At 61.2% G+C, this 25079-nt stretch carries 22 protein-coding genes and 2 pseudogenes; 6 read left to right on the top strand and 18 right to left on the bottom strand.

Annotated features, from left to right (window positions below):
• Together B3F77_RS18025 and B3F77_RS18030 are read left to right on the top strand one after the other, a co-directional pair.
• Positions 1–1344: pseudogene (locus B3F77_RS18025) on the top strand (excinuclease ABC subunit UvrA); the annotation flags it as partial.
• 95 nt (positions 1345–1439) lie between these two features.
• The gene (locus tag B3F77_RS18030) at positions 1440–2378 is read left to right on the top strand and encodes a DMT family transporter (protein WP_293606289.1); all 939 of its coding nucleotides are present in this window, start codon (positions 1440–1442) and stop codon (positions 2376–2378) included.
• 233 nt (positions 2379–2611) lie between these two features.
• Here B3F77_RS18030 and B3F77_RS18035 read toward each other — a convergent pair whose 3' ends face one another.
• On the bottom strand, positions 2612–4294 hold the full coding sequence (locus tag B3F77_RS18035; RefSeq protein WP_293606290.1) for a thiamine pyrophosphate-binding protein: 1683 nt from the start codon (positions 4292–4294) through the stop codon (positions 2612–2614).
• A gap of 235 nt (positions 4295–4529) precedes the next feature.
• Here B3F77_RS18035 and B3F77_RS18040 point away from each other — a divergent pair, with 235 nt between their 5' ends.
• Positions 4530–5471, top strand: coding sequence for a Bug family tripartite tricarboxylate transporter substrate binding protein (locus B3F77_RS18040; protein ID WP_293606318.1), 942 nt, complete (start codon positions 4530–4532; stop codon positions 5469–5471).
• Between the two features lie 76 nt (positions 5472–5547).
• The gene (locus B3F77_RS18045) at positions 5548–6642 is read left to right on the top strand and encodes a malate/lactate/ureidoglycolate dehydrogenase (RefSeq protein ID WP_293606291.1); all 1095 of its coding nucleotides are present in this window, start codon (positions 5548–5550) and stop codon (positions 6640–6642) included.
• Positions 6643–6898: 256 nt separating this feature from the next.
• On the opposite strand, the gene B3F77_RS18050 is transcribed toward B3F77_RS18045, so the two are convergent.
• The 11 genes from B3F77_RS18050 to B3F77_RS18100 form a co-directional block, all read right to left on the bottom strand.
• Positions 6899–7828 carry a LysR family transcriptional regulator gene (locus B3F77_RS18050; protein ID WP_293606292.1) on the bottom strand — a complete coding sequence of 310 codons (930 nt, stop codon included), beginning with the start codon at positions 7826–7828 and terminating at the stop codon, positions 6899–6901.
• 162 nt (positions 7829–7990) lie between these two features.
• Positions 7991–8770, bottom strand: coding sequence for an aldolase/citrate lyase family protein (locus B3F77_RS18055; RefSeq protein WP_293606293.1), 780 nt, complete (start codon positions 8768–8770; stop codon positions 7991–7993).
• A 42-nt stretch (positions 8771–8812) separates the two neighbouring features.
• Positions 8813–9802 carry a Bug family tripartite tricarboxylate transporter substrate binding protein gene (locus B3F77_RS18060; protein ID WP_293606294.1) on the bottom strand — a complete coding sequence of 330 codons (990 nt, stop codon included), beginning with the start codon at positions 9800–9802 and terminating at the stop codon, positions 8813–8815.
• A gap of 206 nt (positions 9803–10008) precedes the next feature.
• Entirely contained in the window at positions 10009–11772 is a 1764-nt protein-coding gene (gene araD, locus B3F77_RS18065) for an L-arabinonate dehydratase (protein WP_293606295.1), read from the bottom strand.
• Positions 11769–11909 carry a hypothetical protein gene (locus B3F77_RS18070; RefSeq protein ID WP_293606296.1) on the bottom strand — a complete coding sequence of 47 codons (141 nt, stop codon included), beginning with the start codon at positions 11907–11909 and terminating at the stop codon, positions 11769–11771. Before B3F77_RS18070 ends, araD begins: the two co-directional genes overlap by 4 nt.
• On the bottom strand, positions 11910–12728 hold the full coding sequence (locus tag B3F77_RS18075) for an amidohydrolase family protein (protein ID WP_293606297.1): 819 nt from the start codon (positions 12726–12728) through the stop codon (positions 11910–11912). It lies immediately after the preceding gene.
• Between the two features lie 62 nt (positions 12729–12790).
• Entirely contained in the window at positions 12791–13798 is a 1008-nt protein-coding gene (locus tag B3F77_RS18080; RefSeq protein WP_293606298.1) for an NAD(P)-dependent oxidoreductase, read from the bottom strand.
• Positions 13795–14886 carry a LacI family DNA-binding transcriptional regulator gene (locus B3F77_RS18085; protein ID WP_293606299.1) on the bottom strand — a complete coding sequence of 364 codons (1092 nt, stop codon included), beginning with the start codon at positions 14884–14886 and terminating at the stop codon, positions 13795–13797. Before B3F77_RS18085 ends, B3F77_RS18080 begins: the two co-directional genes overlap by 4 nt.
• Positions 14887–14905: 19 nt before the next feature.
• On the bottom strand, positions 14906–16792 hold the full coding sequence (locus tag B3F77_RS18090) for a TRAP transporter large permease subunit (RefSeq protein WP_414703042.1): 1887 nt from the start codon (positions 16790–16792) through the stop codon (positions 14906–14908).
• A gap of 15 nt (positions 16793–16807) precedes the next feature.
• On the bottom strand, positions 16808–17836 hold the full coding sequence (locus B3F77_RS18095; protein ID WP_293606300.1) for a TRAP transporter substrate-binding protein: 1029 nt from the start codon (positions 17834–17836) through the stop codon (positions 16808–16810).
• 513 nt (positions 17837–18349) lie between these two features.
• Positions 18350–18547, bottom strand: coding sequence for a hypothetical protein (locus B3F77_RS18100; RefSeq protein WP_293606301.1), 198 nt, complete (start codon positions 18545–18547; stop codon positions 18350–18352).
• A gap of 169 nt (positions 18548–18716) precedes the next feature.
• On the opposite strand from B3F77_RS18100, the gene B3F77_RS18105 reads away from it, so the two are divergent.
• Entirely contained in the window at positions 18717–19166 is a 450-nt protein-coding gene (locus tag B3F77_RS18105; protein ID WP_293606302.1) for an acyl-CoA thioesterase, read from the top strand.
• 108 nt (positions 19167–19274) lie between these two features.
• Here the strand turns inward: B3F77_RS18105 and B3F77_RS18110 are convergent, their stop codons facing one another.
• Positions 19275–19595 carry a DUF883 family protein gene (locus B3F77_RS18110; protein WP_293606303.1) on the bottom strand — a complete coding sequence of 107 codons (321 nt, stop codon included), beginning with the start codon at positions 19593–19595 and terminating at the stop codon, positions 19275–19277.
• Positions 19596–19802: 207 nt separating this feature from the next.
• Between B3F77_RS18110 and B3F77_RS18115 the strand changes: the two genes are divergently transcribed.
• Positions 19803–20720, top strand: a complete 918-nt coding sequence (locus B3F77_RS18115; RefSeq protein WP_293606304.1) for an EamA family transporter — start codon at positions 19803–19805, stop codon at positions 20718–20720.
• 147 nt (positions 20721–20867) lie between these two features.
• Here B3F77_RS18115 and B3F77_RS18120 read toward each other — a convergent pair whose 3' ends face one another.
• The 5 genes and pseudogenes from B3F77_RS18120 to B3F77_RS18140 all read right to left on the bottom strand — a co-directional run.
• A complete protein-coding gene (locus tag B3F77_RS18120; protein WP_293606305.1) occupies positions 20868–21845 on the bottom strand; it encodes a succinylglutamate desuccinylase/aspartoacylase domain-containing protein in 978 nt (325 codons plus the stop codon).
• A complete protein-coding gene (locus tag B3F77_RS18125) occupies positions 21842–22822 on the bottom strand; it encodes a Bug family tripartite tricarboxylate transporter substrate binding protein (RefSeq protein WP_293606306.1) in 981 nt (326 codons plus the stop codon). The genes B3F77_RS18120 and B3F77_RS18125 overlap by 4 nt, the downstream gene beginning before the upstream one ends.
• A gap of 31 nt (positions 22823–22853) precedes the next feature.
• Positions 22854–23852 carry a Bug family tripartite tricarboxylate transporter substrate binding protein gene (locus tag B3F77_RS18130; RefSeq protein WP_293606307.1) on the bottom strand — a complete coding sequence of 333 codons (999 nt, stop codon included), beginning with the start codon at positions 23850–23852 and terminating at the stop codon, positions 22854–22856.
• A 97-nt stretch (positions 23853–23949) separates the two neighbouring features.
• Positions 23950–24843, bottom strand: coding sequence for a LysR family transcriptional regulator (locus B3F77_RS18135; RefSeq protein ID WP_293606308.1), 894 nt, complete (start codon positions 24841–24843; stop codon positions 23950–23952).
• Between the two features lie 33 nt (positions 24844–24876).
• Positions 24877–25079: pseudogene (locus B3F77_RS18140) on the bottom strand (orotidine 5'-phosphate decarboxylase); the annotation flags it as partial.

Here is a 25079-nt window from a genome sequence, read left to right on the forward strand (position 1 = left end):
CTCAAACACCTGCGCGACATCGGCAACAGCGTGCTGGTGGTGGAGCACGATGAAGACATGATCCGCGCCGCAGACCATGTGATTGACATGGGGCCGGGGGCTGGCATTCATGGCGGCCGCGTGATGGCGCAAGGCACGTTTGAAGAAGTTCAGGCCAACCCGGCGTCGCTGACCGGGCAGTACCTGGCGCGAACGCTGAAGATTGCCGTGCCAAAGCACCGCACGCCCTGGCTGCCCACCGTGAAGTCGATAGAAGCCGCCGAGAAGAAAAAAATCTCGCGCTTTCCGCAAAGCCCGGCAGCGGCCCGCCGCGCCGAGCGCGAAGCCGTACACCTGGCCACCCAGGGCGACATGCAGGCGCTGCGGGTAGTCAACGCCACCGGACACAACCTCAAGGGCGTGAGTGTGGAGTTTCCCGTGGGCCTGCTGACCTGCGTCACCGGCGTGTCCGGCTCCGGCAAGTCCACACTCGTCAACGACACGCTGTATACGGCCGTGGCGCGCACGCTGTACCGCGCGCATGAAGAGCCCGCGCCGCATGAATGCATTGAAGGCATTGAGCACTTCGACAAGGTCATCAATGTGGACCAGTCGCCGATTGGCCGCACACCGCGCAGCAACCCGGCCACCTATACCGGCCTGTTCACGCCGATTCGCGAGCTGATGGCCGAAATGAACATGGCGCGTGAACGTGGCTACGGCGCGGGACGCTTCAGCTTCAACGTCGCCGGTGGCCGCTGCGAGGCGTGCCAGGGCGACGGCGTGGTGAAAGTGGAAATGCACTTTTTGCCCGATGTGTACGTGCCGTGTGACGTATGCAAAGGCCAGCGCTATAACCGCGAAACCCTTGAGGTGCAGTACAAGGGCAAAAACATCGCGCAGATTCTGGACCTCACGGTCGAGGCAGCCGCCGAATTTTTCAAGGCCGTGCCCAGCATTGCACGCAAGCTGCACACCCTGCTGGATGTGGGCCTCTCTTACATCAAGCTGGGCCAGGCGGCCACCACGCTTTCAGGCGGCGAGGCGCAGCGCGTGAAACTCGCGCTGGAACTCAGCAAACGCGATACTGGGCGCACGCTCTACATCCTGGACGAACCCACCACCGGCCTGCATTTTGCCGACATCGACTTGTTGCTCAAGGTGCTGCACCAGCTGCGCGACGCGGGCAACACCATCGTGGTGATCGAGCACAACCTCGACGTCATCAAGACCGCCGACTGGGTGATCGACATGGGCCTCGAAGGCGGCGCCGGTGGCGGCACCGTGGTGGGCGTAGGCACGCCCGAAGACATTGCCGCCAACCCGGACAGCCACACCGGGCGGTATCTGGCACGGCTGCTCTGATCGCCCGCTTTCCACCTCTCCTTCCGTCCGCTTTCGACCGTTTCTTTTATCGCTTCTCGGCGCTTCACGCGCTTCGCCTCACAGGATGTTCCCCCTTGAACAGTCAGTCGTTTTTTACCAGCCGCAAGGTGGTTTTTCTTCTTGCATCGCTGTGCTGCCTGCTTTGGGGCAGCGCCTACCCGGCCATCAAAAACGGCTACGCACTGTTCAGCATTGCGGCCAATGACATTCCGTCCAAGCTGGTGTTTGCGGGCTACCGCTTCATCTTCGCGGGCCTGGTGCTGCTGGTGATTGCCGCCTTGAGCAAAAAACCGGTGCTCCAACTGGACCGGCGCACCTTGGGCCAAGTCACACTGGTGGGCCTGACCCAGACCAGTCTTCAGTATGTGTTCTTCTACATCGGCCTGGCCTATGCCACGGGTGTGAAGAGCTCGATCACGAATGCCACCGGCACCTTCTTCAGCGTGCTGCTGGCGCACTTCGTTTATAAAAATGACCGACTCAGCTTCAACAAAATTATGGGCTGTGTCGTGGGCTTTGTGGGCGTGATGGTGGTGAACTTCAGCGATGGCTTGCTGAGCTTCGATTTCACGCTGCTGGGGGAAGGCTTTGTCGTGATCGCCGCCTTTGTGCTGTCGGCCGCCAGCATTTACGGCAAGAAGGTGTCGCAGCGCGTGGACTCCATGGTGCTGACAGGCTACCAGCTGGCCATAGGCGGCACGGCCCTGCTACTGATCGGGTTTGCCACTGGCGGCACGCTGACAGGTTTCACGCTCAAATCAACCGCCCTGATGGTCTATCTGGTGGTGCTGTCTTCGACGGCGTTTTCGCTGTGGACCGTTTTGCTCAAGTACAACCGCGTCAGCATGGTCACCGTCTTCAATTTCATGATTCCGGTGTTTGGCACGGTGCTGTCGGCGCTGTTCCTGGACGAGAGCTTTCTCGAGTTGAAGAACGGCGTCGCGCTGCTGCTGGTGTGCTTCGGCATCTGGCTGGTCACCAGGGAAGAAAAACCCGCGCCTGCCTCGCCCTGATGCTGGCCGCGGGCTGCGCCCACGGGACAAAAATCAAAGGCTGGAATCGTTCAGCGCGCGGGATGCCTCGAAGCCGGGTTTTGGCGAAATTTTTATGAAATTAATGGCTACAGCCAATATATGACGGGCGTATACAGCTACGCTTTTGATAGCAATTTCTAAAACCCGTACAACTGCGTCGGGTTGCGCCTGGGAAGCTGGATTCCGGCGCACACGGAAATTCTGCGGCTCAGTTAGTCCAGCCGCATCCCCGGCGTAATCTGCTTCACATCCGTTCGCAATTCCAGTACGGCCGGCTTGCCCGCGGCTTGCGCGCGCGCGAATGCCTCCGGAAACTGCTCGCTGGTTTCCACCAGCTCGCCATACGCGCCAAAGGACTTCGCCATTGCCACGAAGTCCGGCCCTTGCAACCCGGTCGCGGAAATGCGTCCCGGGAAGCGCTTCTCCTGATGCATGCGTATCGTCCCGTACATGCCGTTGTTGGCGACGATCACAATCACAGGCACCTGGAATTGCACCGCCGTCGCCAGTTCCTGCGGATACATCAGGAAGCAGCCGTCGCCGGCAAAGCACACCACCGTGCGGTCCGGATGGCGCAGCTTGGCGGCCAGCGCGGCCGGGAAGCCGTAACCCATTGCGCCGCAGGTCGGCGCCAGCTCGGTGCGCGACTTGCGGTACTGATAGAAGCGATGCAGCCAGATCGTGTAATTGCCGGCGCCGTTGGTGAGAATCGCATCCTCGGGCAGGATACGGTTCAGATGAGCCACCACCTGTCCCATGTCCACCCCCTCGCGGTCGGCGCGCGCGGCGGGCAAGGCAGTGAAGTCGAGATAGTCGCGGCGCGCATCGCGTGTCCAGTCGGCCCAACGGGCGGCCTTGGACGGTGCATCCAGGCTGGCCAGCATCGCTGCCCCGGCATTGACCCCGGTGAGGATCGCGAGATCCGGCTGATACACGCGTCCCAACTCAGCCGCATCGGCATGCAGATGAATCAGCTTCTGCGTGCTGCGCGGCGCGGCCAGGTTGGTGTAGGAATCGGTGGTGATGTCGCCCAGCCGGGTGCCGACGGCCAGAACCAGGTCGGCATTGCGCAGGCGCTCGGCGAGTTTGGGATTGATGCCCAGGCTCATATGGCCGACGTAGTTGTCATGCCGGTTGTCAAGCAAGTCCTGGCGGCGGAAAGCTGCGGCCACCGGCAGGTTCCATGCCTTGGCAAACTGGGCCAGGTCGGCACAGGCCTGCTCGCTCCAGTTGGCGCCGCCGACAATCACGAGCGGGTGGCTGGCGCGCGCCAGCATGCCAGCCAGGTTCAGCGCGTCCACCGGGCTGGGCGTGGCCGCCACCGGCTGATAGCGCGCCGTATCCGGCACATCGACCGTCGCGCCCAGCACATCTTCCGGCACGGACAACACCACCGGCCCGGGCCGGCCGGAGGTCGCGACCTGGAAGGCGCGCGCAATGAATTCCGGAATGCGAGCCGGATCGTCGATCTCGGCCACCCACTTGGCGAGCGGGCTGAACATCTTGGTGTAATCGACTTCCTGGAAGGATTCGCGGCCGCGGTGTTCGCGCGGGATCTGCCCGATGAACAAAATCATCGGGCTGGAGTCCTGGAAGGCGATATGCGTGCCGCAGCTGCCATGGGTAGCACCCGGGCCGCGCGTGACGAAGCAGATACCGGGACGGCCGGTCAGCTTGCCATCGGCTTCGGCCATGTTGGCGGCCGCGCCTTCATGCTTGGTGACGATCACGTCGATATCAGGGTAATCGAGCAACGAATCCAGCACGTCGATATAACTTTCGCCCGGCACGCAATAAACGCGGTCCACGCCGTGAATGTGCAAAGCGTCGACCAGCACGTGGCCGCCGGAGCGCAGGCGTTGCTGGGTGAGGTCCTTGGAAGCGATCTGGTTCATGTCGGTCGGATAGTGGGAGTGAAACAGGATGATGGAATGTCGGGATTGTGGAACAGCTTTTCCCGCTTTGTTCGGGGAATCACGCATTTCTGCTATGCGTTATATCCATAAGAGAAAGCACGGCGAAAGGGTACATTTTTCCCAGCCTGGCCAAACCAGACCATACACACACAACAAACACAAGGAGACATTCATGGGTATCGGCAAACACATCGTTGCGCTCACCTGTTTCACTATGCTGGCCGCGGCCGGTATTCCCTCTTCCCATGCGCAGGAAAAATGGCCCGGCAAGCCCATCACCTATGTGGTGCCCTTTGCAGCGGGTGGCACCACGGACATACTCGGACGCCTGATCTCGCAACGCCTGTCGCCCATGCTGGGCGTTCCGGTGGTGATCGAGAACAAGGCTGGCGCCGGCGGCAATATCGGTTCCGACTTCGTCGCCAAGGCTTCGCCGGACGGCTACACGCTGGTCGGCGGCACGATCAGTTCGCACTCGATCAATGTCAGCCTGTATGCGAAGATGCCGTATGACCCGGTGAAGAACTTCGCGCCGGTGACCCTGATCGGTACCTTGCCCAATGTGCTGGTGGTCAATGCCAACAGCCCGTATCGCAGCGTGGCCGACGTGATCGCCGCCGCCAAGGCCAACCCGGAAGCGATCAGCTTCGCTTCCTCCGGCAGCGGCACCTCGCAGCATTTGTCGGGCGAGCTGTTCAAGAACATGGCCGGCGTCAACATGCTGCATGTGCCTTTCAAGGGCAGCGCACCGGCCACGCAATCAGTGCTGGGCGAGCAAGTCACCCTGGTGTTTGAAAACATCCTGGCCGCGATTCCACTGATCCAGGCCGGCAAGTTCCGCGCGTTGGCGGTCACCTCGAGCAAGCGCGCCACCAGCTTGCCCGATGTGCCGACCATGGCGGAAGCTGGTTTGAAGGGTTATGAAATTGTGTCGTGGCAAGCGATCTTTGCCCCAGCCGGCACGCCTGCTCTGATCGTGCAGCGCCTGGCGACGGACATCGCCAAGATCATCCAGCAGCCGGACATGAAGAATCGTCTGCTGGGCCTGGGCGTCGAGCCTTCCGGCGCCGGCCCGGCCGAACTGGGCGCCTTCCAGAAGGCAGAAGTACAGAAGTGGGCGCAACTGATCAAGAGCGCGCATATCGAGGCAGAATAAGCATCCGTCGCGCGCGCTGCATCTGCGGTTCGCCTGCAGTGCGCGCGGCATCCTCGTTTCCTTCCCTCACATTCTCATGACAGAACACCTGATTCCCACCGCCGACCTGCATCGCTGGGTCGTCGACATTTTTCTTGCCGCCGGCTCTGATGAGCGCGAAGCGAAACTCACCGCGGACCATCTGGTCGGCGCCAATCTGGCTGGCCATGATTCGCATGGCGTCGGCATGGTGCCGCGCTATGTCAGTTCCTGGCTTGCCGATGAACTGCAGCTGAACCAGCATGTGGACGTCGAGCAGGACAGCGGCACCATGCTGACCATCAACGGCCGGCGCGGCATGGGACAGGCCGTCACGCATGAAGCGATGGACCTGGCGATAGCGCGTGCGCGCCAGCATGGCGTGTGCGTGATGGGCCTGAAAAATTCGCATCATCTGGGCCGCGTCGGCCACTGGGCGGAGCAGGCGGTGGCGCAGGGAATGGTGTCGGTGCACTTCGTCAATGCAGTCAGCTTTCCGGTCGTCGCGCCGCATGGCGGCACGCAGGCGCGCATAGTCACCAATCCCTTCACGGTCGGCATCCCGGTGCCCGGCCGCGAACCCATCCTGCTCGACTTCGCCACCAGCGCCCTCGCAATGGGCAAGGTGCGCGTCGCGCACAACAAGCAGGTCAAGGTGCCGGACAATTCGCTGCTCGACCGGCACGGACAGCCGACCACGGACCCGGGCGTGATCTTCCCGCCGGCTGGCACGCCGCGCGGCGCGCTGCTGCCATTTGCGGGCCACAAGGGTTATGCGCTGGCCATGGTGTGCGAGCTGCTCGGCGCAGCGCTGACCGGCGGCGAGACCACGCGCCCCGCCAATACGACGATGAAACACGCGATCTGGAACAACATGCTGGCGGTGGTCTTCGATCCGCAACGGATGGGCACGGCCGATATGTTCGGCGATGAAGTGAATGCCTTTGTCGACTGGGTGCAGTCGGCGCCGTTGCGCGAAGGCTTCGACGACATCATGCTGCCCGGCGAGCCGGAACAACGTTCGCGCCGCGCCCGCGCTGAACGCATACCGATAGACAGCGGCACGCTCACGCAAATGGATGAGGCGGCAGCAGCGGTGCAACAGGCGCGCGGCACATCGCCGGGCCCGTTGTCGGTGCTCGAAATACGCTAGGGGGCCGCCATACCGAATCTGATGATTGAAGCCACTGCCAATGTGCAGCTGGACCAGCCCAGGCTGCTGGCCGAGTGCAATGCCGCGCTGCATCGTGCTCGAGAGTTATCGGCAGGGCACGGTCGCGCGTCGCGACGGCTTCGTGCATGCCACGCTGTCGATTCTTTCAGGCCGTGCGCGAGATGCAGCGTGACACCTTCGCCAAGTCGGTGCTGCCCGGCTGACGGCTGAGGGTCGGCCACGCCACTCCAGCAACTTACTCCAGCAGCTGCGCGCCCGGCCAGCCGCCGCTGCTGACGATGCCGGTGATCTCTTGTCGGATGGTGTGGATGATGCCCCACAGCTCGACCACTGCGGGCCGGTTCCTGGAGGTGGCGATCGCCACTTCGCGCGTGACTTCAGGATCCACCAGGCGCGCAGTCAGCAGCCGACCTTGCGCCGCCTCCTCTGCCACTGCCGCCAGCGGCAGGATGGTGCAGCCCGAGCCGGCCAGCACCATGCGCTTGGTGACGCTGGTCGATGCATCGCACTCCACCGCGATGTTGAGCGTGATGCCCGCCTTCTCCGCCAGAGATTCCGCCAGCAGGCGCAAGCCGTGATGGGTGCTGGGCAGGATCAGCGGCACTTCGCCCAGGCGCCGCACTGAAAACTCGCTGCCGATATGCGCATGGTCCGGCGGCGCCACCAGCCGGATTTCCTCGCGCAGCAGGATATCCACCTTCAGGCCGCCTGCATGCGTGGGCAGGTAAAACACTGCAATATCGATTTCGCCGTCGGCCAGCCAGGACAGCATGTGAGTGCCGAGGCCCTCGACGAAGCGCAACCGGGTCTTGGGAAACTGCGCCTTGAGCGCCTTGCCAATCGGTCCGAACACGCTGCGCGCAATGGTCGGCTGCGCCGCGATCACCACTTGCGCGGGACCGTGCTCCGAGAAGGAATGGATGACGCGCCGGGCTTCTTCCAGCGTGTTGGCCACCTTGCGCGCATAGCCGAGCAGCGCGCGGCCGGCATCGGTCAGCAGCACGCCGCGGCCGCTGCGATGGAACAGCCGCGTCTGCGCCGCAGCTTCCAGGCGCGCGATCTGGCGGCTCACCGTGGATTGGTCGCTGCCCAGCTCGAGAGCGGCGCGCGAGATGCTGCCGCACTGGGCCACACGGGCGAAGCATTCCAGGTCGTCGGAATTCATTGAATCGAAAGGAAAGAAAAAACAGCGCCACTGTACCGCAGATACGGGCGTTGTTGAATAAATACTCCGCTGCGTCTCACAGACAAAGTCTAGGAGTGCTTGAATTGCTCTACGCTCTTGGGTTGCGGCTTATTTAAGCTATAAACCGCAACTCTGTCATTTTTACCGATATAAATCGGCGAGCTTCTTGCTCGCTGTTTTCAGCAGGCCCTGGTCGCTGCCGACCGCAACATAAGTCATGCCCATGGCGATATAACGGCGCGCATCTTCCTCGATAGGCGCCAGAATCCCGACGGCCTTGCCCTGCTTGGCGCAGGCATCGGTGACCTGTTGCATGCCTGCCTGGACCTCTGGATGCAGAGGATTGAGCAACTGGCCATAGGTGACGGCAAGATCCTGCGGTCCGATAAACAAGGCGTCCACGCCTTCAACCGCTGCAATCTCGGCTGCATTCTTAACGCCCAGCGGGGTTTCGATTTGCACGGTGACGCAGATCGACTCATTGATGCGCTCGAAATAGTCGAGGTCGTAACCATAGCGGTTGCTACGCTGCGAAGTCGACAGGCCGCGTGTGCCGTGCGGCGGATAGCGGGTCGCGGCCACTGCGCGTCGTGCTTCTTCGGCGGTTTCCACCATGGGAATCAGGAAGTTGTAGAAGCCCAGATCGAGCATGCGCTTAAACAGCACCGGATCATTCCATTGCATGCGCACGACTGGTGCAGATGGGCTGTCCTTCAGCGCCAGTAATTGCATATGGAAGGAGTTTAAATCGTTGGGCGCATGCTCGCCGTCTATCAGCAGCCAGTCGAAACCGGCGTAGCCGAGCAATTCGGTTGCGGTTGGGGTGGCCAGCGAAGCCCAGCAGCCGATCTGCAGTTCGCGTTTCAGCATGGCTTGACGAAAACCGTTGCCAAGTCCTTTGTAAGGTGTGGTGTGCGGCATGACTTCCTGGCTATTGATTGAACCGAATTGAGTTTATGTAATTTAATCCACATGAGCGCCGGATACTTTAACTGCCTGGCCCCATTTTTCGATTTCGCGTTTGACGAATTCGGTGAATTGCTGCGGCGTATTGCCGACGACGACAAAACCCAGGCTCTCCAGTTGCTGACGCACGGCCGGCTGAGCCAACGCTTTGACGGTTTCCCTTTGCAGGCGCGCAATGATTTCGGGCGGGGTGCCAGCCGGGGCCGAAAGACCGAACCAGGATGTCGCTGAAAAACCAGGGATGGTTTCGGCTATGGTCGGTGTGTCTGGATAAGCCGAGTTGCGCTCCAGGCTGGCAACCGCGAGTATCTTGAGTTTGCCCGCGCGGACCTGGGGCAGCGCATTGTCCTGATTGATAAAGAGTAGATCAACGTGACCGGCCATCGTATCGGTGATCGCCGGTGCGCCGCCCTTATAGGGAACATGAATCAGGTTGATGCCCGCGACCTGCTTGAGCATCTCCATGGCCAGATGACCGGAAGAACCATTGCCCGAACTCGCATGGGTGAGTTTGCCCGGCTTGCTGCGTGCCAGCGCGATCAATTCCTCAACGTTGTTGGCGGGGAAGTTCGGATTGGCGACCAGCACATTGGGTCCGGTTGTCATCAGGGAAATATGCGCAAAGTCCTTATTGGCATAGGGCATCTTGCCATATAACGAATAATTGATCGCATTCGAGCCCACACCGGAGATCAGCAGGCTATAGCCGTCGGGCGCGGACCTTGCGATATTCTCCGCGCCGATATTGCCATTGGCGCCGCCGCGGTTTTCAACCACAACGGTTTGCCCGAGCGACTTGGTGAGTTCGGCGGCAAGCATGCGTCCGGCGGCGTCGGTGCTGCCGCCAGCAGGGAATGGCACGACGATGCGTATTGGCTGCTTTGCCGGCCAGGCCTGCGCGAAAGCGGTTTGCGCGCAGGCTGCGAAAGCCAGCAGGCCAAGGGTCAAGCATGCGCCGCGGCGAAAAATATCTGCGTTGAATTTCATTACTCTGCCTTTAATCCGGTTTGTTTAATCACTGCTGGCTTGTTAGGCCACGCCTGCTGCGCATCCATGACTCCGGATGGAATCCATATTGCGGCAGCGGACAATGCGCCCGCCAATGTTGCGGCCAGCGCCGCCCGGCGCCGGCTGACATTCCTAACTGACATGTTGGTCTCCTATGGATGCTGCTGAGCTTTGAATCAGGCCTATTAGTGGATTTCAGGCTCGCCGCTTACGTTGCCTGCGCCGCTTGTATTTTTCTTGCCGTAATCCGTTTCCAGAAAATCAAAATCGCAGCCTTCATCGGCCTGCTTGATATGTTTGAGATAGAGCGCGCCGTAGCCGCGTGAGAATTTAGTGATAGGCGGCACCCAGGCTTTTCTGCGCTTCGCGATTTCAGCTTCATCGACGAGCATATTCAGGCTGCGCTGTTCGACATCAATCGCGATCAGATCGCCGTCCTTGACCAGCGCCAAGGGCCCGCCGATATGCGACTCGGGTGTGATATGCAAGACACAGGCGCCGTAGCTCGTGCCACTCATGCGTGCATCGGAAATGCGCAGCATGTCGCGCACGCCTTCTTTGAGCAGCTTCTGCGGAATCGGCAACTGACCCCATTCGGGCATGCCCGGCGCACCTTGCGGGCCGGCGCTTTGCAGCACAATCACCGAATTGGCGTCCACATCCAGGTTCGGATCGTCAATCCGCGCCGCCATATCTTCGTAATTCTTGAACACCACCGCAGGGCCGGTGTGTTTAAGCAGATGTTTTTCGGCCGCAGCGGGTTTGATCACCGCGCCATTCGGCGCGAGATTGCCGTGCAGCACAGCGAGGCCGTCATTGGCCACCAGAGGTTTGTCGCGCGGCAGAATCACATCATCATTGAAGCTGCGGGCCTTGCTGATATTCTCGCCCAGGGTTGCGCCATTCACATTGCGCTGTTCGAGATCAAGCAGATCGGGTATGCGCGACAGCAGGGCCGGCAGTCCGCCTGCGTAATAAAAATCTTCCATGAGATATTTTCCGGAAGGGCGTAGATTCGCCAGCACCGGCGTGCGCCGCGCGAGTTCATCGAAGCGCTTCAGGTCCAGCGGTATGCCGGCGCGGCGCGCCATTGCAATCAGATGCACGACCGCATTGGTGGAGCCCGACAAAGCCAGTACCGTGGTCACCGCATTATCGAAAGCAGCTGCGCTCAAGATATCCGAGGGCAGCAGGTCTTCCCAGACCATGTCAACGATACGTTTGCCGGTCAGCGTGGCCATTTGGGCATGACGCGAGTCGGGCGCGGGAATCGATGCATAGCCGGGCAGGGACAAGCCCAGGGCTTCCACCGCGCTGGTCATGGTCGAAGCCGTGCCCATGGTCATGCAATGGCCGGGCGAGCGTGCAATGCCGTCTTCGACGCCTTGCCAGTCTTCTTCGGTGATATTGCCGGCGCGCAGCTCGGCCCAGTACTTCCAGGTATCCGATCCGCTGCCCAGGGTGACGCCGTTCCAATTGCCGCGCAACATGGGTCCGGCGGGCATGAAGATAGCCGGCAGGTTCATGCTGATGGCGCCCATGATCAGCGCCGGCGTGGTTTTGTCGCAGCCGCCCATCAATACACAGCCGTCGGCCGGATAGGAGCGCAGCAACTCTTCGGTTTCGAGTGCGAGCAGATTCCGGTACAGCATGGTGGTCGGTTTCTGGAAGGGCTCGGACAAGCTCATGGCGGGCATTTCCACGGGAAAGCCGCCCGCCTGCCAGATGCCGCGCTTGACCTCTTCTACACGCTGCTTGAAGTGGCTGTGGCAGGGATTGATATCACTCCAGGTGTTGATAATCGCGATAACCGGTTTGCCGGCATAGTCGCTGCGGTGGTAGCCCATTTGCGCAGTGCGCGAACGGTGGCCGAAGGAACGGAGGTCTTTGACGCCGTACCAGCGATGGCTGCGCAGTTGTTCAGGTGTTTTGCGTTGCTTGGCGTTCATGCGGAATTTCCGAAAAAATAGGTTGCGATCAATTTTTGGTGGTGAACTTCAGCGACGGCTTTCTCGTGATCGCGGGTTCCGCTCCAGTCAGCCCATTGCTGACGAGCACAAATAGCTACATTTTTAATAGCAACCATTTAAAACCCGTACAACTGCGTCGGGTTGTCCACCAGGATCTTCTGGCGCGCTGCGTCGCTGCTGGTCCACGAAAACAGCAGGTCGTACAGGGCCACGTTCGAGGGCGCGGGGTTGCGCCCCGGGTGCGGCCAGTTGCTGGCCCACAGGCAACGCTCGGGGAACTTCTCTGCCAGTGTGCGCGCCAGAAGGCTGACATCGTCATAACCGGGCGCCCCGGTTTTGGAGGTTTCGTAAGGCGCCGACAACTTGATCCAGGCGCGTCCAGTGTCCAGCACGCGAAGCAGCGACTGGAACGATGGGTGATCGGGGCTGACCGGCTCCAGGAACTTGCCGTTGTGGTCGATCACCAGCTTGCAGGGCAAGCGCTTGAGCACCTCTTCATGCTCGGGCATGGTGCGGCCGTCCAACTGCAGGTTGATCATCCAGTCAAATTTTTTCAGACGGGTAGCCATCGGCTCCAGCGAATCCCAGGGCAGCACGCCGCCAATCATCATGTAGCGCACACCACGCATGCCGCCCTGGTGCAGACGCGCGATTTCGGCGTCTGGGGCATCCGGTGCAATCAGGGCGATGCCGCGTGCCGACGCGCCGAACTCGGCCAGCGCCGCCAGCGAACAACTGTTGTCAAAACCGTAGCCTGTCGGTTGCACGATGACGGCGCGATCCAGACCGAGTGCCTGCTGCACCGCCCGGTAGGCCGACACCGGCGAGTGCGGCGGTATCACTGCCACGTTCGGAATCAGCGGGTAGCGGTCTTCGTAGATATGCACGTGGCAGTCGCACGCGCCGGGATAGGTTTTGTTTCGGGTGGTTTCCATGGATGTTTCCAAAAAGGGATTTTCAGGAATCGGAAAGGATGCGGTGATAAAGCGCTTGCCGCTCAGGCGAGCTTGGGCACGCCGGAGGCCTGCTGCCAGCGGTGGGCCTGCTGCGCATTCACCGCGCCTTTGGGCGCACGCCCTTGCATGATTTCAGCCACTTGCGCCACGGTTTCCATCGCCTGGTGCTCAATCGCCGGCAACGTCAGACCACCGATATGGGGTGTGGCGATGACGCGCGGATGGAGCGCCACCCGGGCTGACGGCATCTGGTCGGGTGCGCGGCCTACATCCAGCGCGCAGCCCGCCAGGATGCCGGCATCCAGCGCTTGAAGCAGCGCATCTTCGTCCACCAAGTTGCCGCGTGATGCATTGATGAAAAAAGCGCCCGGTTTCATCGCAGCAAAGGCCTGCGCGTTCATCATGTTCTCGGTCGCCTCGGTGGCTGCGGCCAGGCAGACCACGTAGTCAGCCTCCTTCAGCAGTTGTGTCAAATCGGTCTGCACCAGCTCTTGGCGACCGGTTGGCGTGTGCGGATCAGACACCACAATACCCATGCCCAGCGCCAGCGCCACATCGCACAAATAGCGGCTGATCTGGCCATAGCCAATCACGCCCAGCGTGGCGCCCCGCAGCTCGCGCCCCATCACCGGCACAACGGGCTGGCCCGCTTGGTACAGCGCGACAGACGCACTGATGTGGCGGCTCAAGTCAATCATCACGCCGATGATCCACTCGGACACGGAAGCAATAAAGCCGGCGCTGGCCTGCGTGACCAGCACGCCGTGTCGGCTGGCGGCCGGCACATCAATATTGCGGATGTCGATCGCGCAGCGCACAAAGGCCTTGAGCCGCGGCAGCGCGGCAAACAGCGCTTCATCGCCCAGGGTCTGACGGTAGGAGATGATCACATCACAGTCCTGCGCCAATGCCGCCAGTTCCTGCGATGAAAGATCGGTCTCGCCGGGGTTGAAGCGCACGTCGGCAATGGCTTGCAGCGCGGCGGTGGCCCTGTCGCCGAAATAGTGTGCCAGCTTGCTTTGGGGGTGGCTGACGAAAACCGTTGTCATTCAAAAACCTTGCTCAAAAATTTAACGGGAGGACGCTTGCTTTTGCGACCTGGGGCAGCCACCGAGGCCCTGACCATCAGGGTAGGCTGGAACATGAACTCGCCCGTGGGAATGGCCGGATCAGCCAGCCGGCTCATCACGCGCTCCACGATGGTGTGGGCCATCTCGGGCACCGGCAGGCGCACCGTGGTCAAGGCCGGGTGCATCAGCGCGGACAAAAACACATCGTCAATTCCCACGACCGACACATCTGCCGGCACGGAAAGACCCGCCTCGCGAAAGCCGGCCATCAGGCCCAATGCCATCATGTCGTTGACCGCGACAATACCGGTGGGCCGCTCTGAGCCTTTCCGTCCGGCCAGAGCCACGGCCTCGATACGGCCCAGCTCGCTCATCATCGAATCACCGTATTCATTGAGCGGAGTGCCTTCAATCACCTGGGTACTGGCTGCCAGGCCGGCACTGGCAGCGGCTGCCATGAAGCCGTTAATCTTTTCGCGCCGGCTCATGGTCATGCCGGCCGCCGACACAAAGGCAAGCCGGGTATGGCCTTTCTCGATCAGGTGGGCAGTCGCCTGCCGCGCGGCTTCAAAGTTGTCGACCGACACGTGGTCAATGCCCGACTCCACGCCGGGCGTGGCACGCCGGTCGTAACTCACTACCACCTGCCCGCGCTCCCCGGCGGACTCGAAGTGCTGCTCGTCGATGAGCGAGGATATGATGATCACGCCGCGTACGCCATGAGACATCAGGTCGTCGAAAAACCGGGCTTCCTTGTCCTTGTCGCGGTAGGTGTTGCCGATCATGATGCGAAAACCATAGCGCTCCTGCGCCAGGGTTTCGATCTCGCGCGCGATGAAGCCGTACATCGGGTTGGCAATGGACGGCACCAGCAAGCCCAGCACGGGCGTATGCCCGGTCTTGAGCTGGCGCGCTGTGGAGTTGGGCCGGTACTTGAGCTCGGCAATCGCCGCTTCTACCCGAGCCAGCGTCTCTTTGGTCATGCGGTTGCCACGGCCGTTGAGCACGTTGGACACAGTACTGGTGGACACGCCAGCATGGCTGGCTACATCTCGAATTTTACTCACGCAGTCCTTATTTTTTTTATCACAAGCCCATACGGGTGGGCAGCCAGAGGGAAAACGCCGGCACCAGAACCAGCACCACCAGCGTTACAAACAGCACCGCCAAGTATTTCATCATGGGCCCGGCCACATCCTTGACCTGCGTGCCGGTGATGGCACAGGTGGCAAATAAACCCAGGCCGACAGGCGGCGTAAACAGTCCCAGTCCCATGGCAATCACCATGACGGTCCCAAAATGTAATGGGTGCACGCCGAGCTGTGAGGCAATGGGTGTCAGCAGGGGACCAAAAATGATCAGCGCTGGCGCACCTTCAAGAATGGCACCAAATACAATCATGATCAGCACTGACAACATCACAAACATGGTGCTGCCGTAGGAGTGGGCAAAGGCGATCATGAACTGTGAAAGGTACTGCGGAATCTGCTGGATCGTCAATGCAAATGACATGCTGGACGCCGCAGCCATAATAAATAGAATACCCCCGGCCATCGACGCTGAGCGGACAAAAATTTTCGCGACTGATTTGACCGTCAATTCCTGAAACGCCAGCCAGCCCACAACCAGGGCATACATGACTGCAAACGCAGAGACCTCGGTGGAGGTGGCAATGCCGGAAGTCACCCCCTTGCCGATCATGGCAACCATGATCAGGGCCACCAGCGCACCACCCAGCAGGCGAAACATCGGCCTCTTCACGTCAAAGGCTTTGTCGGGATTGATTTTGGTGCCCATATAAATGGTTACAGCCGCCAACGACAGGGCCAACACCGCAGCAGGCACCAGCCCGGCCATGAAGAGACCTGCGATCGAAATATTAGCCACAAAGCCCATCATGATCATGTTGATGCAGGGCGGAATGGTCTCGGCCATAACGGCGGAACAGGCCAGAAGACCTGCTGTCTCGTTCGGATCCTGTTTTGTTTTGCGCACAGCGGGCATGATGATTCCGCCCACGGCGGCAATGTCTGCCAGCTTGGAACCGGAGACGCCCGAGAAAAAAGCCGTCGCGGTGATGGTGATCAGGCCCAGACCGCCCCTGACTCGGCCGAACATGCGCAGCAACAACTCGATCAGTCGCGACGACATGCCGTTTGATTCCATCAATAAGCCGGCCAGCACGAAGAAGGGAATGGCCAGCAATACATAGTGATCCGTACCCGCCATCACCTGCTGGGAATACACCAGCATCGGCAGTGAGGGATCTGCCATGAAAAAGACCAGCGACGACAGCGCCAGCACAAAAGCAATTGGCACACCCAGCATCAGTCCGCCAATAAAGCCGATGCTTAGCAGCATCCAGGGCTTGACGGCCTGCTCAGGCAGCAGGCTGTTCCAGAGCGTGACCACTGCCACCAGCGCAAGGCCGACGCCCAGCGTGGACCAGACCACCCGCGAAGGGCCATCGATGGCGTTGGCAATGCCAAACATCGTCATAAACAGGCTGCCAATGACTACCGGGTAGATATAAATCCACTGAGGTAAGCCGATAGAGGTGGTCATGCTGTAAGAGTCGACCAGCAGTTCGCAGGACGACAGGAACAGACAGGCCGACACTCCGACAATGATCCAGTTGCCGAACTGGATCAGTGCTGGCTGCCAGCGTGCCGGCAGCAGGCCGCGAAATATGTCAACCCCCACATGCTGGCTTCGCGCCAGCACAGTGGCAGCGCCAAAAAACACCTGAATAATCATCAGAGCGCGGGCCACTTCCTCGGCCCAGTCAAAAGGATCGTGCAGGAAGTATCTAAAAACCACCGACACAAAGACTACCAGCACATCGACGGCCAGCACCACACCCGCCACGTACTCGGTAATCCGCATCAGCCAGGCCAGCCAGCGGCCAGACGAATGGCTGACGCTAAAGCCAAGTGCCGGCTGTGCTGGCCTGTGCGGGATTGCTGTCGACATGTTCGCCGTCATGGGTCAGGCCCGCGCTGCAGAGATGGCCGTGAACAACGGCGCCGTCTCGGGGTACTGTTTGGCAAAACCGGCCCACAGGCGGGTATCCATTTCCTTGCGAACCAGATCGCGCTCGTTTTTCGCCATCGGCGTGAACGTGATGCCCAAGCGTTTGAGTTCCTCAATCGCCTGATTGCCTTTTTCGGCGCCCATCTTGCGCTGCTGGAGGGTTGAATCGGCTACCGCTTTCATAAAGGCCGGGCGCAGCGCCGCAGGAATCTTGTCCATGCCGCGTTTGCCCATGACGACCACCATCGGGGGGAACAGGTGCTCTGTCATCCAGCAGTATTTGACGACCTCATTGAGTTTGGTGGCCAGCACAGTGGCCGCGTCATGCTCAAAGCCATCGACCACGCCTGTCTGTGCCGCCATGTAGAGCTCGCCGAACGAAATCGGCGTCGGAATGGCGCCCATGATCTTGAAGGTTTCAATAAAGGCCGGTGTTGGCAGAACACGTATCTTGACGTTCTTGATGTCAGCCAGCGACTTCACCGGCTGCTTGGTATAGACGTTGCGTGCTCCAAAGTGCACACCCCAAGTGAGGACCTGGCAGCCTGTGCTTTTTTGCAGCATGTCATTTAGTTTGGCGCCCACACCGCCGTCTAGCGCCCGGGCCAGATGTTCAAAACTGTCAAACATGTAGCCGAGATCCAGCATGCCGAACTGCGGCGCCACGGTTGCCCATATCGATGAGCCCGTCACCATCATGTCGATCGAGCCGACCTTGACCTGCTGCACCACATCGCTTTCCTTGCCAAGCTGGTTATTCGGAAAGTAATCGATCTTGATCTTGTCCCCGACGGCCTTCTTGAGGTTGGCTTCCATCAGCTGCAACCACACAAAGTGGGAGGAAGTGGGGTCGGCCGCAAGCGCGTCCGCAAGACGCAGCGAGACGGTTGCCTGCGCGCTGGTCATTTTCGAAAAGCCCGCGGTAGCCAGCGCAATCGAGGCGGCCGACGACTGGACAAACTGGCGGCGTGAAACTGAAGTCATTTTTGTCTCCTGATGGGTATTGGATGAGTTGCCATGCTCCGAGTAGAACGATTTACTGTATCGTTGAACTGATTTCTATGTCAACGGGGTTTTGATAGGGGTTTCCCCCCCGTAAACACAGGCTTGAGGTCCTTTTCGGCCCTAAAACGGCCAATCGACGACAATAATCTGAACCCTGGCGCGGGCGGCGGCAGCGCCACCACCCTGCTGGGCTTGGTACTCGCGCTGTGCGCGGCGGCCATCCTGCCTTTCATGGCGCTGTCTTTTGTTTTCGACTCCGAGTCCGTACGCTGGCAGTGGCTTCCCAGGGATAGGTAGCAACCATCGTAGGAACGTCCGAAGACATTGCCGCCAACCCGGACAGCCACACCGAGCGGTATTTAAAGCGTTTATTGCCTGCAGCGTAGACGGAATAAGAACTAACAGCTATTGTTTTTATAGCAATCTGCAGGTCGGGTTAGCACAGCCTAACCCGACACTCCCACTACGCTTCTGGTGTTTACGTTGTCGTATTCAGCCCAGTGATTGGCACTTCACCGTTTTCATCGCCTCGGTAATCCGCGCCGTTTCCACACTCACCGTGGTGACGCGCAGTAGCTGGGTTATGGCTTCCCAGTAGCCCAGCGGCATGCGCAACTCGTGCAGCAGTACGCCGTCCACGCTGATGTTGGTTTTGAAAGCAGTTTTGAGCGGGAACTCGGCAATGAACACCAGGCCCTGCTGCTTGCTCCATGCTTTCAGGAGGTCTTTGAAGGCCTCGCGAACAATGGTTTCGCGGCTGCTGAAGGTAGTCGTTTACGAGGAGTTGGCTCATGGTTGTTTGATAATAGCCTGACCGTCGCTACAAACCAGCCCTAACGTCCCCCAACTCAGACCTACCATGTCATCCATCACCCTGCGCTTTCTGGCCGAACCCGGCACCGTCAACTTTGGTGGCAAGGTGAACGGCGGCACCGTCATGAAGTGGCTAGACGAAGCCGGTTACGCCTGCGCCACCGGCTGGGCCAAGCGTGACTGCGTCATGGTGTCGGTGGGCAGCCTGCGCTTTCATCGCCCCATCATGATCGGTGACCTGGTCGAGGTGGAAGCCCGCCTGGCTTACACCGGCAAGACCAGCATGAATATCTCTATGGAGGTGCGCAGCGGCGACATGAAAACCGGACAGATGAAAATCGTCACCGAGTGCCTGGCGGTCTTCGTGGCGCTTGACCGCGACGGTAAAACCATTCCCGTGCAGGCCTGGCTGCCTGAAACGCCCGGCGACATTGCACTGGCGCAACGCGTCAAGGCCCACCTCAATGCCGCCCGTGCCGCGCACCCGGGCCTATAGCGGCAGGCTGCGTGGCCGCGATGTTTTTCAGCGCGCACAGGACCCGCGCCGCCAGATGCATTGGCCATGGGCGCCTATATCGTTCGGAACCCGGCCCGGACGGCCCGCTTAGCGGCGAGCAACGACCAGACCGACCAGCAAGCCCACGCCGGCCGCAACACCGATAGCCGTCCAGGGTGACTCGTGGACATAGGCGTCTGTGGCCTGAGCGGCGGCCTTGGTCTTGGCGACGAGTACGGCTTCGGCCTCGGTCAGGCGCACTTTTGCGTCGCGCAGACGGGTCTGGATGCGGGCTCTCAGATTGGCGACTTTTTCACCCGCCTGGTCTGCGGTGGCGGACAACATTTCTTCGGCATCGGAGATCACGGACTTGATATCACTGACCAGTTGTTGTTGCGACTCGACACTGGTCTGATTGGATGTGGGCATGGTGGACCTTTAGAAAAAATGAAGATGTAAAGAGTAGCAGATTCACACCCGGCGCCACGTTTTATCCGCACACCGCATGCGTCCATGGGCACCGTTGGGGAATAATCGGTCGGGTCTGCCTCCCAACCCAACCCGCGACACCATGACCCCCCCCTTGCGCTTTTCAGCCCGACACCCTGGCTCGCCCCACAGCGGCGCGGTCGCACCGTGAACGACGCCCGCCTGAGCGGCCGCGATCTGGTGGCCGCCCTTGTGGTGGTGGTGCTGTGGGGCGTCAATTTCGTCGTGATGAAATTTGCCCTGCGCGATTTCACTCCCTTCCAACTGGGCGCTGCCCGTTATGTGTTTGCCGTGCTGCCGCTGGCGCTGTTCATCCGGCCTCCCAGGATTCCGTGGAAGTGGCTGCTGCTCTATGGCGTCTTTCAGGGCGTGGGGCAGTTCGGCATTTTGTTCATCGCGCTCAAAGTCGGCATGACGGCCGCGCTGGCGTCGGTGCTGTTGCAGACCCAGATTTTCTTTACCGCGCTGTTCGGCTTTGTGCTGCTGCATGAGCGTGCCAGCCGGCCGCTACAGATAGGCCTGGTGCTGGCTGCGCTGGGCCTGGCGTGCTTTGCGCTCAACTACATGAACCCCGGTGCGGCTGGCGAGGGTGGTGGCAGTGCCACCACCCTGCTGGGCTTTGTGCTGACGCTATGCGCAGCGGCCATGTGGGCCCTGTCCAACATTGTGGCCAGGCGCGTGCAGCAAGTTGCCGGGAACTACTCGACCCCGGCCTTTGTTGTCTGGAGCAGCGTGGTGGCGGTGCTGCCCTTTGCCGCCCTGTCCTTGATGTTTGACCCCGAAGCCGTGCGCTGGCAGTGGACGCAGGCCCGCTGGTCGAGCTGGCTGGCGGTGGCCTATCTGGGCTGGGTTGCGACCATCGTGGGCTACAGCCTGTGGACCGGATTGCTCAAGCGCCACCCCGCCAATCGCGTGGCACCCTTCAGCCTGGGCGTACCCATCGTGGGCCTGGCAACGGGCATGCTGGTACTGGGCGAAGTCATCACACCGTGGCAGTGGGCCGGCATTGCGCTGGTGGCCGCCGCGCTCGGCTGCGTGATGCTGGGGCTGCTCAAGCGGCGGTGAGAGCAGGCACTCCCTCACAAACCCTGAATTCAAACAAAATCAGCCATTAACCAAATCAGCACGGGCACAAGCAGCTATTAAAACAATAGCAAAAAACATGAGCACAAGCGCGGCGCTGCAGCCAGCGCCGCGCTCGTGCCCCCGGCATCACAAGGGACGACGGCGCGCAAAGCGCACCACGGTCACACCGGCTTTGGCCTGGCGGGTCGATGGCATCACCAGCACACAGTCGTCGTAGGGCGTGGTCACCGGCTCGGCCTCGTTCCAGCCGATCACGGTGCCCGCCTTCTCGATCAGTTCCAGCCCCTGGAAAGGCTCGGTAAAGCGGAACTGGTCGCTGCTGGCCACCACCGGGCCGGTGACTTCGAGCACCCACTGGCGGGGCGCGTCGGCTTGCAGCCAGCCCGGCAGGGCTTGCTGCAGCGCCTGCGCGTCCAGCGCCCCGGAAGCCCGCAGAAAACGCACGCAGAGATCCTGGGCCACGGTGCGGCTTTCCAAGTGGCCATGAAAACCGCATTCGATCAGCAAGGAGCGGGTGCCGTTGTCGCTACCGTCGGCGCACAGATCGCCAAAGCGGCCAAAGTCGCGCATGCGCACACCGTCCTTGTGCCCGGGGTCCACCACAATGTGCTCGGGGCTGCGCAGCTCGCGCGCCAGCGCCAGGTTGCGTGGCTGCATGCCGGTCAGCAGCAGCGGCGCGGCGGGCTCATGCATGCTATGCACATCGAGCAGCCAGTCAGCCTGTTCAACAAAAGGCTGCAGCTCCGCAGCGCGCCGGCGCTCCTGCGTACCACCGGCCTGAATGCGCTCGGGCGACCACTGGCGGTTGAGGTCTTCGTCCACGAAGCGCGAGGCATCATGACTGGCCGGATCGAAACGGTCAAACGCTGCGAGGTTGCAGAACGCCAGCGTGAGCCGCCCGCGCGCGGGACTCAGTCCGGCTTCAAGCAGGCCCTTGATTGCCCAGGCGCCACACAGCTCGTTGCCATGCACCAGCGCGGCGATCAGCACATGGCGGCCGGGCCGACCCGAGTCAAACTGCCAGACGCCTTCGACGCCGGTGTTGCCGGTGCGCCAGGCGGCGATGTCGGGCTTGGGCAAATAAAATTGCAAGGGGGTGTTCATTCTTTGATCTTCGCGAATTCAACAATGCGTTTGTACTTGGCGGTTTCCTGGTTCAGGAACTTGGACATGTCCACATTGAGGGGCGACACCGTCGATCCCGAGTCTTCAAGCTTCTTGCGCAGCTCAGCCGTCTGCAAGGACTCGTTCAGGGCTTTTTTAACCTTGGCCACCACCGACTCAGGCATGCGAGCCGGACCCATCAGCGCAAACCAGATGTTGATGTCGATGCCCTTGAGCTTCGGCGTTTCGGCCAGAGCCGGAATGTCGGCGGTCATCGGCGAGCGCTTGGCTTCGGTGGTGCCGAGTGCGACCACCTTGCCGCTGCGAATGTGCGGCAGTCCGCTGGACAGCACGAACACACCGAAATCAATGTTGTTGCCCAGCAGGTCGTTGGCCAAAGGCGCCACGCCGCGATAGGGGATGTGGGTCATGAACAGGCCGCCCTGGTCTTTCACCATCTCGCCAGCCAGATGCAAGGCGGTGCCCACACCCGAGCTGCCATAGCTGTACTTGCCGGGATTTTGCTTGACCACGTTGATGAACTGGTCCACCGTCTTGACGCCTGACTTCTGCGACGCCACCAGCACCATGGGCTGGGTTGCAATCAGGCCGATCGGAGTGAAGTCCTTGACGTCATATTTGACGGCGCTCGACACCAGGCGGGAGATGGCGATCTCGTTGCTGGCGCCGACCAGCAGGGTGTAGCCATCCGGTGCGGCGTGGGCCACCTTCTGGGCCCCAATCGCACCGCCGGCCCCGCCCACGTTGTCGATGATGACCGGAACGCCAAGCTTGCGCGACAGCTCGGCACCCAAAGTGCGCCCATTCAGGTCGGTGCTGCCGCCGGGCGGGTAGGCCACCACGATGGTGATAGGTTTGCTGGGGTAGCTATCGGGCTGAGCCAGCACGCTGGCGCAGGCCAGCAAGGCCAGGGCACCGCACAGCGCGGCACGGCAGGAAACAGACGAGGACTTCATGGTTTTTCTTCCAAAAAAATGCGTGAACGGGTCATTCGGTGATCTTGGCAAAGTCGACAATCTTTTTGTACTTCGCGATCTCGGTGCTCAGGAACCTGGGCATGTCCACATTGAGCGGGGCGATGGTGGAACTCGCGTCTTCGAGCTTCTTGCGCAGCTCGGGCGACTGCAGCGAGTCGCTCAAGGCTTTCTTGAGCTTGGCCACCACAGGCGCTGGCATGCGGGCTGGCCCCATCAGCACATACCAGGTGCCGATGTCAATGCCCTTGAGCTTGGGCGTTTCGGCCAACGCGGGAATGTCGGGCGTCACCGCCGAGCGCTTGAGCTCGGTCGTGCCCAGGGGCACCAGCTTGCCGCTGCGAATGTGAGGCAGCGCGCTGGACAGCACATAGACACCAAAGTCGATGTTGTTGCCCAGCAAATCATTGGTCAGTGGCGCCACGCCGCGATAGGGGATGTGGGTCATGAACAGGCCAGCCTGTTCCTTGACCATTTCACCGGCCAGGTGCAGGGAGCTGCCCACACCCGACGAGCCATAGCTGAACTTACCCGGGTTTTGCTTGACCAGGCTCAGGAACTGATCGACCGTTTTGACACCGGACTTCTGCGAGGCCACCAGCACCAGCGGCTGCGAGGCAATCAAGCCGAGCGGCGTGAAGTCCTTGATGTCATATTTGACCGAAGAGGACACCAGCCGGTTGATGGCGATTTCATTGTTGGCACCTACCAGCAGCGTGTAGCCATCCGGTGCGGCATTGACCACTTTCTGGGCTCCAATCGCGCCCGCCGCACCGCCGATGTTCTCGATCACCACCGGCACACCGAGTTTTTTCGACAACTCGGCGGCCAGGGTGCGACCGGTCAGGTCGGTACTGCCGCCGGGCGGGTAGGCCACCACGATGGTCACGGGCTTGTGGGGGTAGGCCTCGGGCTGCGCCGCAGCGGGCAGGGCCGCCAGCATCGTCATGGCTCCCATGACAGACAGAGCCAGCAAACGCGTGGCGTGAAGGGAAAAACAAGGGGCTGACATCACGACTCCTGAAAGGACACAGATCAGTCCATTGTCACGATCACGATTTTTAGGTCTGTGCCGCTTTGGCACAATTCATGGCCATTTTGGCAACAACTCAACGCTGCTCCATCTGCTGCCACAAACGCTCGGCCAGCGCATTCAGGCGGTGCTTGGCGCGGTAAGCCCGCACCTCGAAACGCACCTCCAGGTGCGCGTCGCCCAACACCACCAGCTGGCCCGCCTTGCAGGCACCCGACACCATCGACCACGGCAGCCAGGCCACGCCCAGACCCTTGAGAGCGTATTCATACACGGCGTCGGCCGAGTCGCACTCGATCACCCGCTGCAGTTGCGGGGCATTCGGGTTGTTGGCCAGATGGTCTTGCACCAAGCGGCCCAGCGCCAGCGTACCGGCGTAGGCCAGGTAGGGCGTGGCAGCCTTCGTGCCGAAGCTGTGCTGGCCCCGCCTCTGGGCATTGGCCCGGGTGACCGGCACCAGCCTGTCCTGGGCCAGCGTCAGATGCACGTACTGCCGGGCACTGAGCCGCACGGCCAGCAGGGGGTGGTGGTAGATCAGCATGAAATCCACTTCACCGCGCTCCAGCATCTGCGCTGTCTCGGTCAGGGAGCGGGTCAGGATGCGCAGCTCGCCCTGGGCCAGCATTGGCTTGAAGCGCAGCAGCAGATCGGCCACCAGGGTGCGTGCCAGCGTGCGTCCGGTGGCGAGCGTGACCGTGTTCTCGTGGCGTCCGGCGGCATTGAGCAGCTCGTCGCGCGCATGCCCGAGGTTGCCCACCATCTGCTGCGCGTTGTCCAGCAGGCTGGTGCCTGCGGCGGTAAGGTTCAGCGGCGTGTCGTCGCGCTCGATCAGCGGTGTGCCGGCCCAGGCTTCAAGCGCCTTGATGCGGCGCCCGAACGCCGGGTGCGTGACGTGGCGCAACTCGGCCGCGCGGCTGAAGCTGCGGGCTTGCGCCAGCGCCACAAAATCTTCCAGCCATTTGAGTTGCATCGCTGGTTCGCGGATTGTGGCTGTTGCAGAAACTCAGGACCGCGCCGCCTGCAGCACGTCGCGCGTCTTGAGGGCTTCGCGGCGCGCCGCTTCGGCAAAGTCTTCGGCCGATGATGCATAAAGAATGGCGCGCGACGAGTTGACGATGATGGGCGCGTCCGGCCGCCAGCCCGCACGCACCGTTGCCTCCGCATCGCCGCCCTGCGCACCGACACCGGGAATCAGCAGCGGCAGCT

It is taken from the genome of Polaromonas sp. UBA4122 (assembly GCA_002381615.1).
GTDB lineage: Bacteria > Pseudomonadota > Gammaproteobacteria > Burkholderiales > Burkholderiaceae_C > Polaromonas.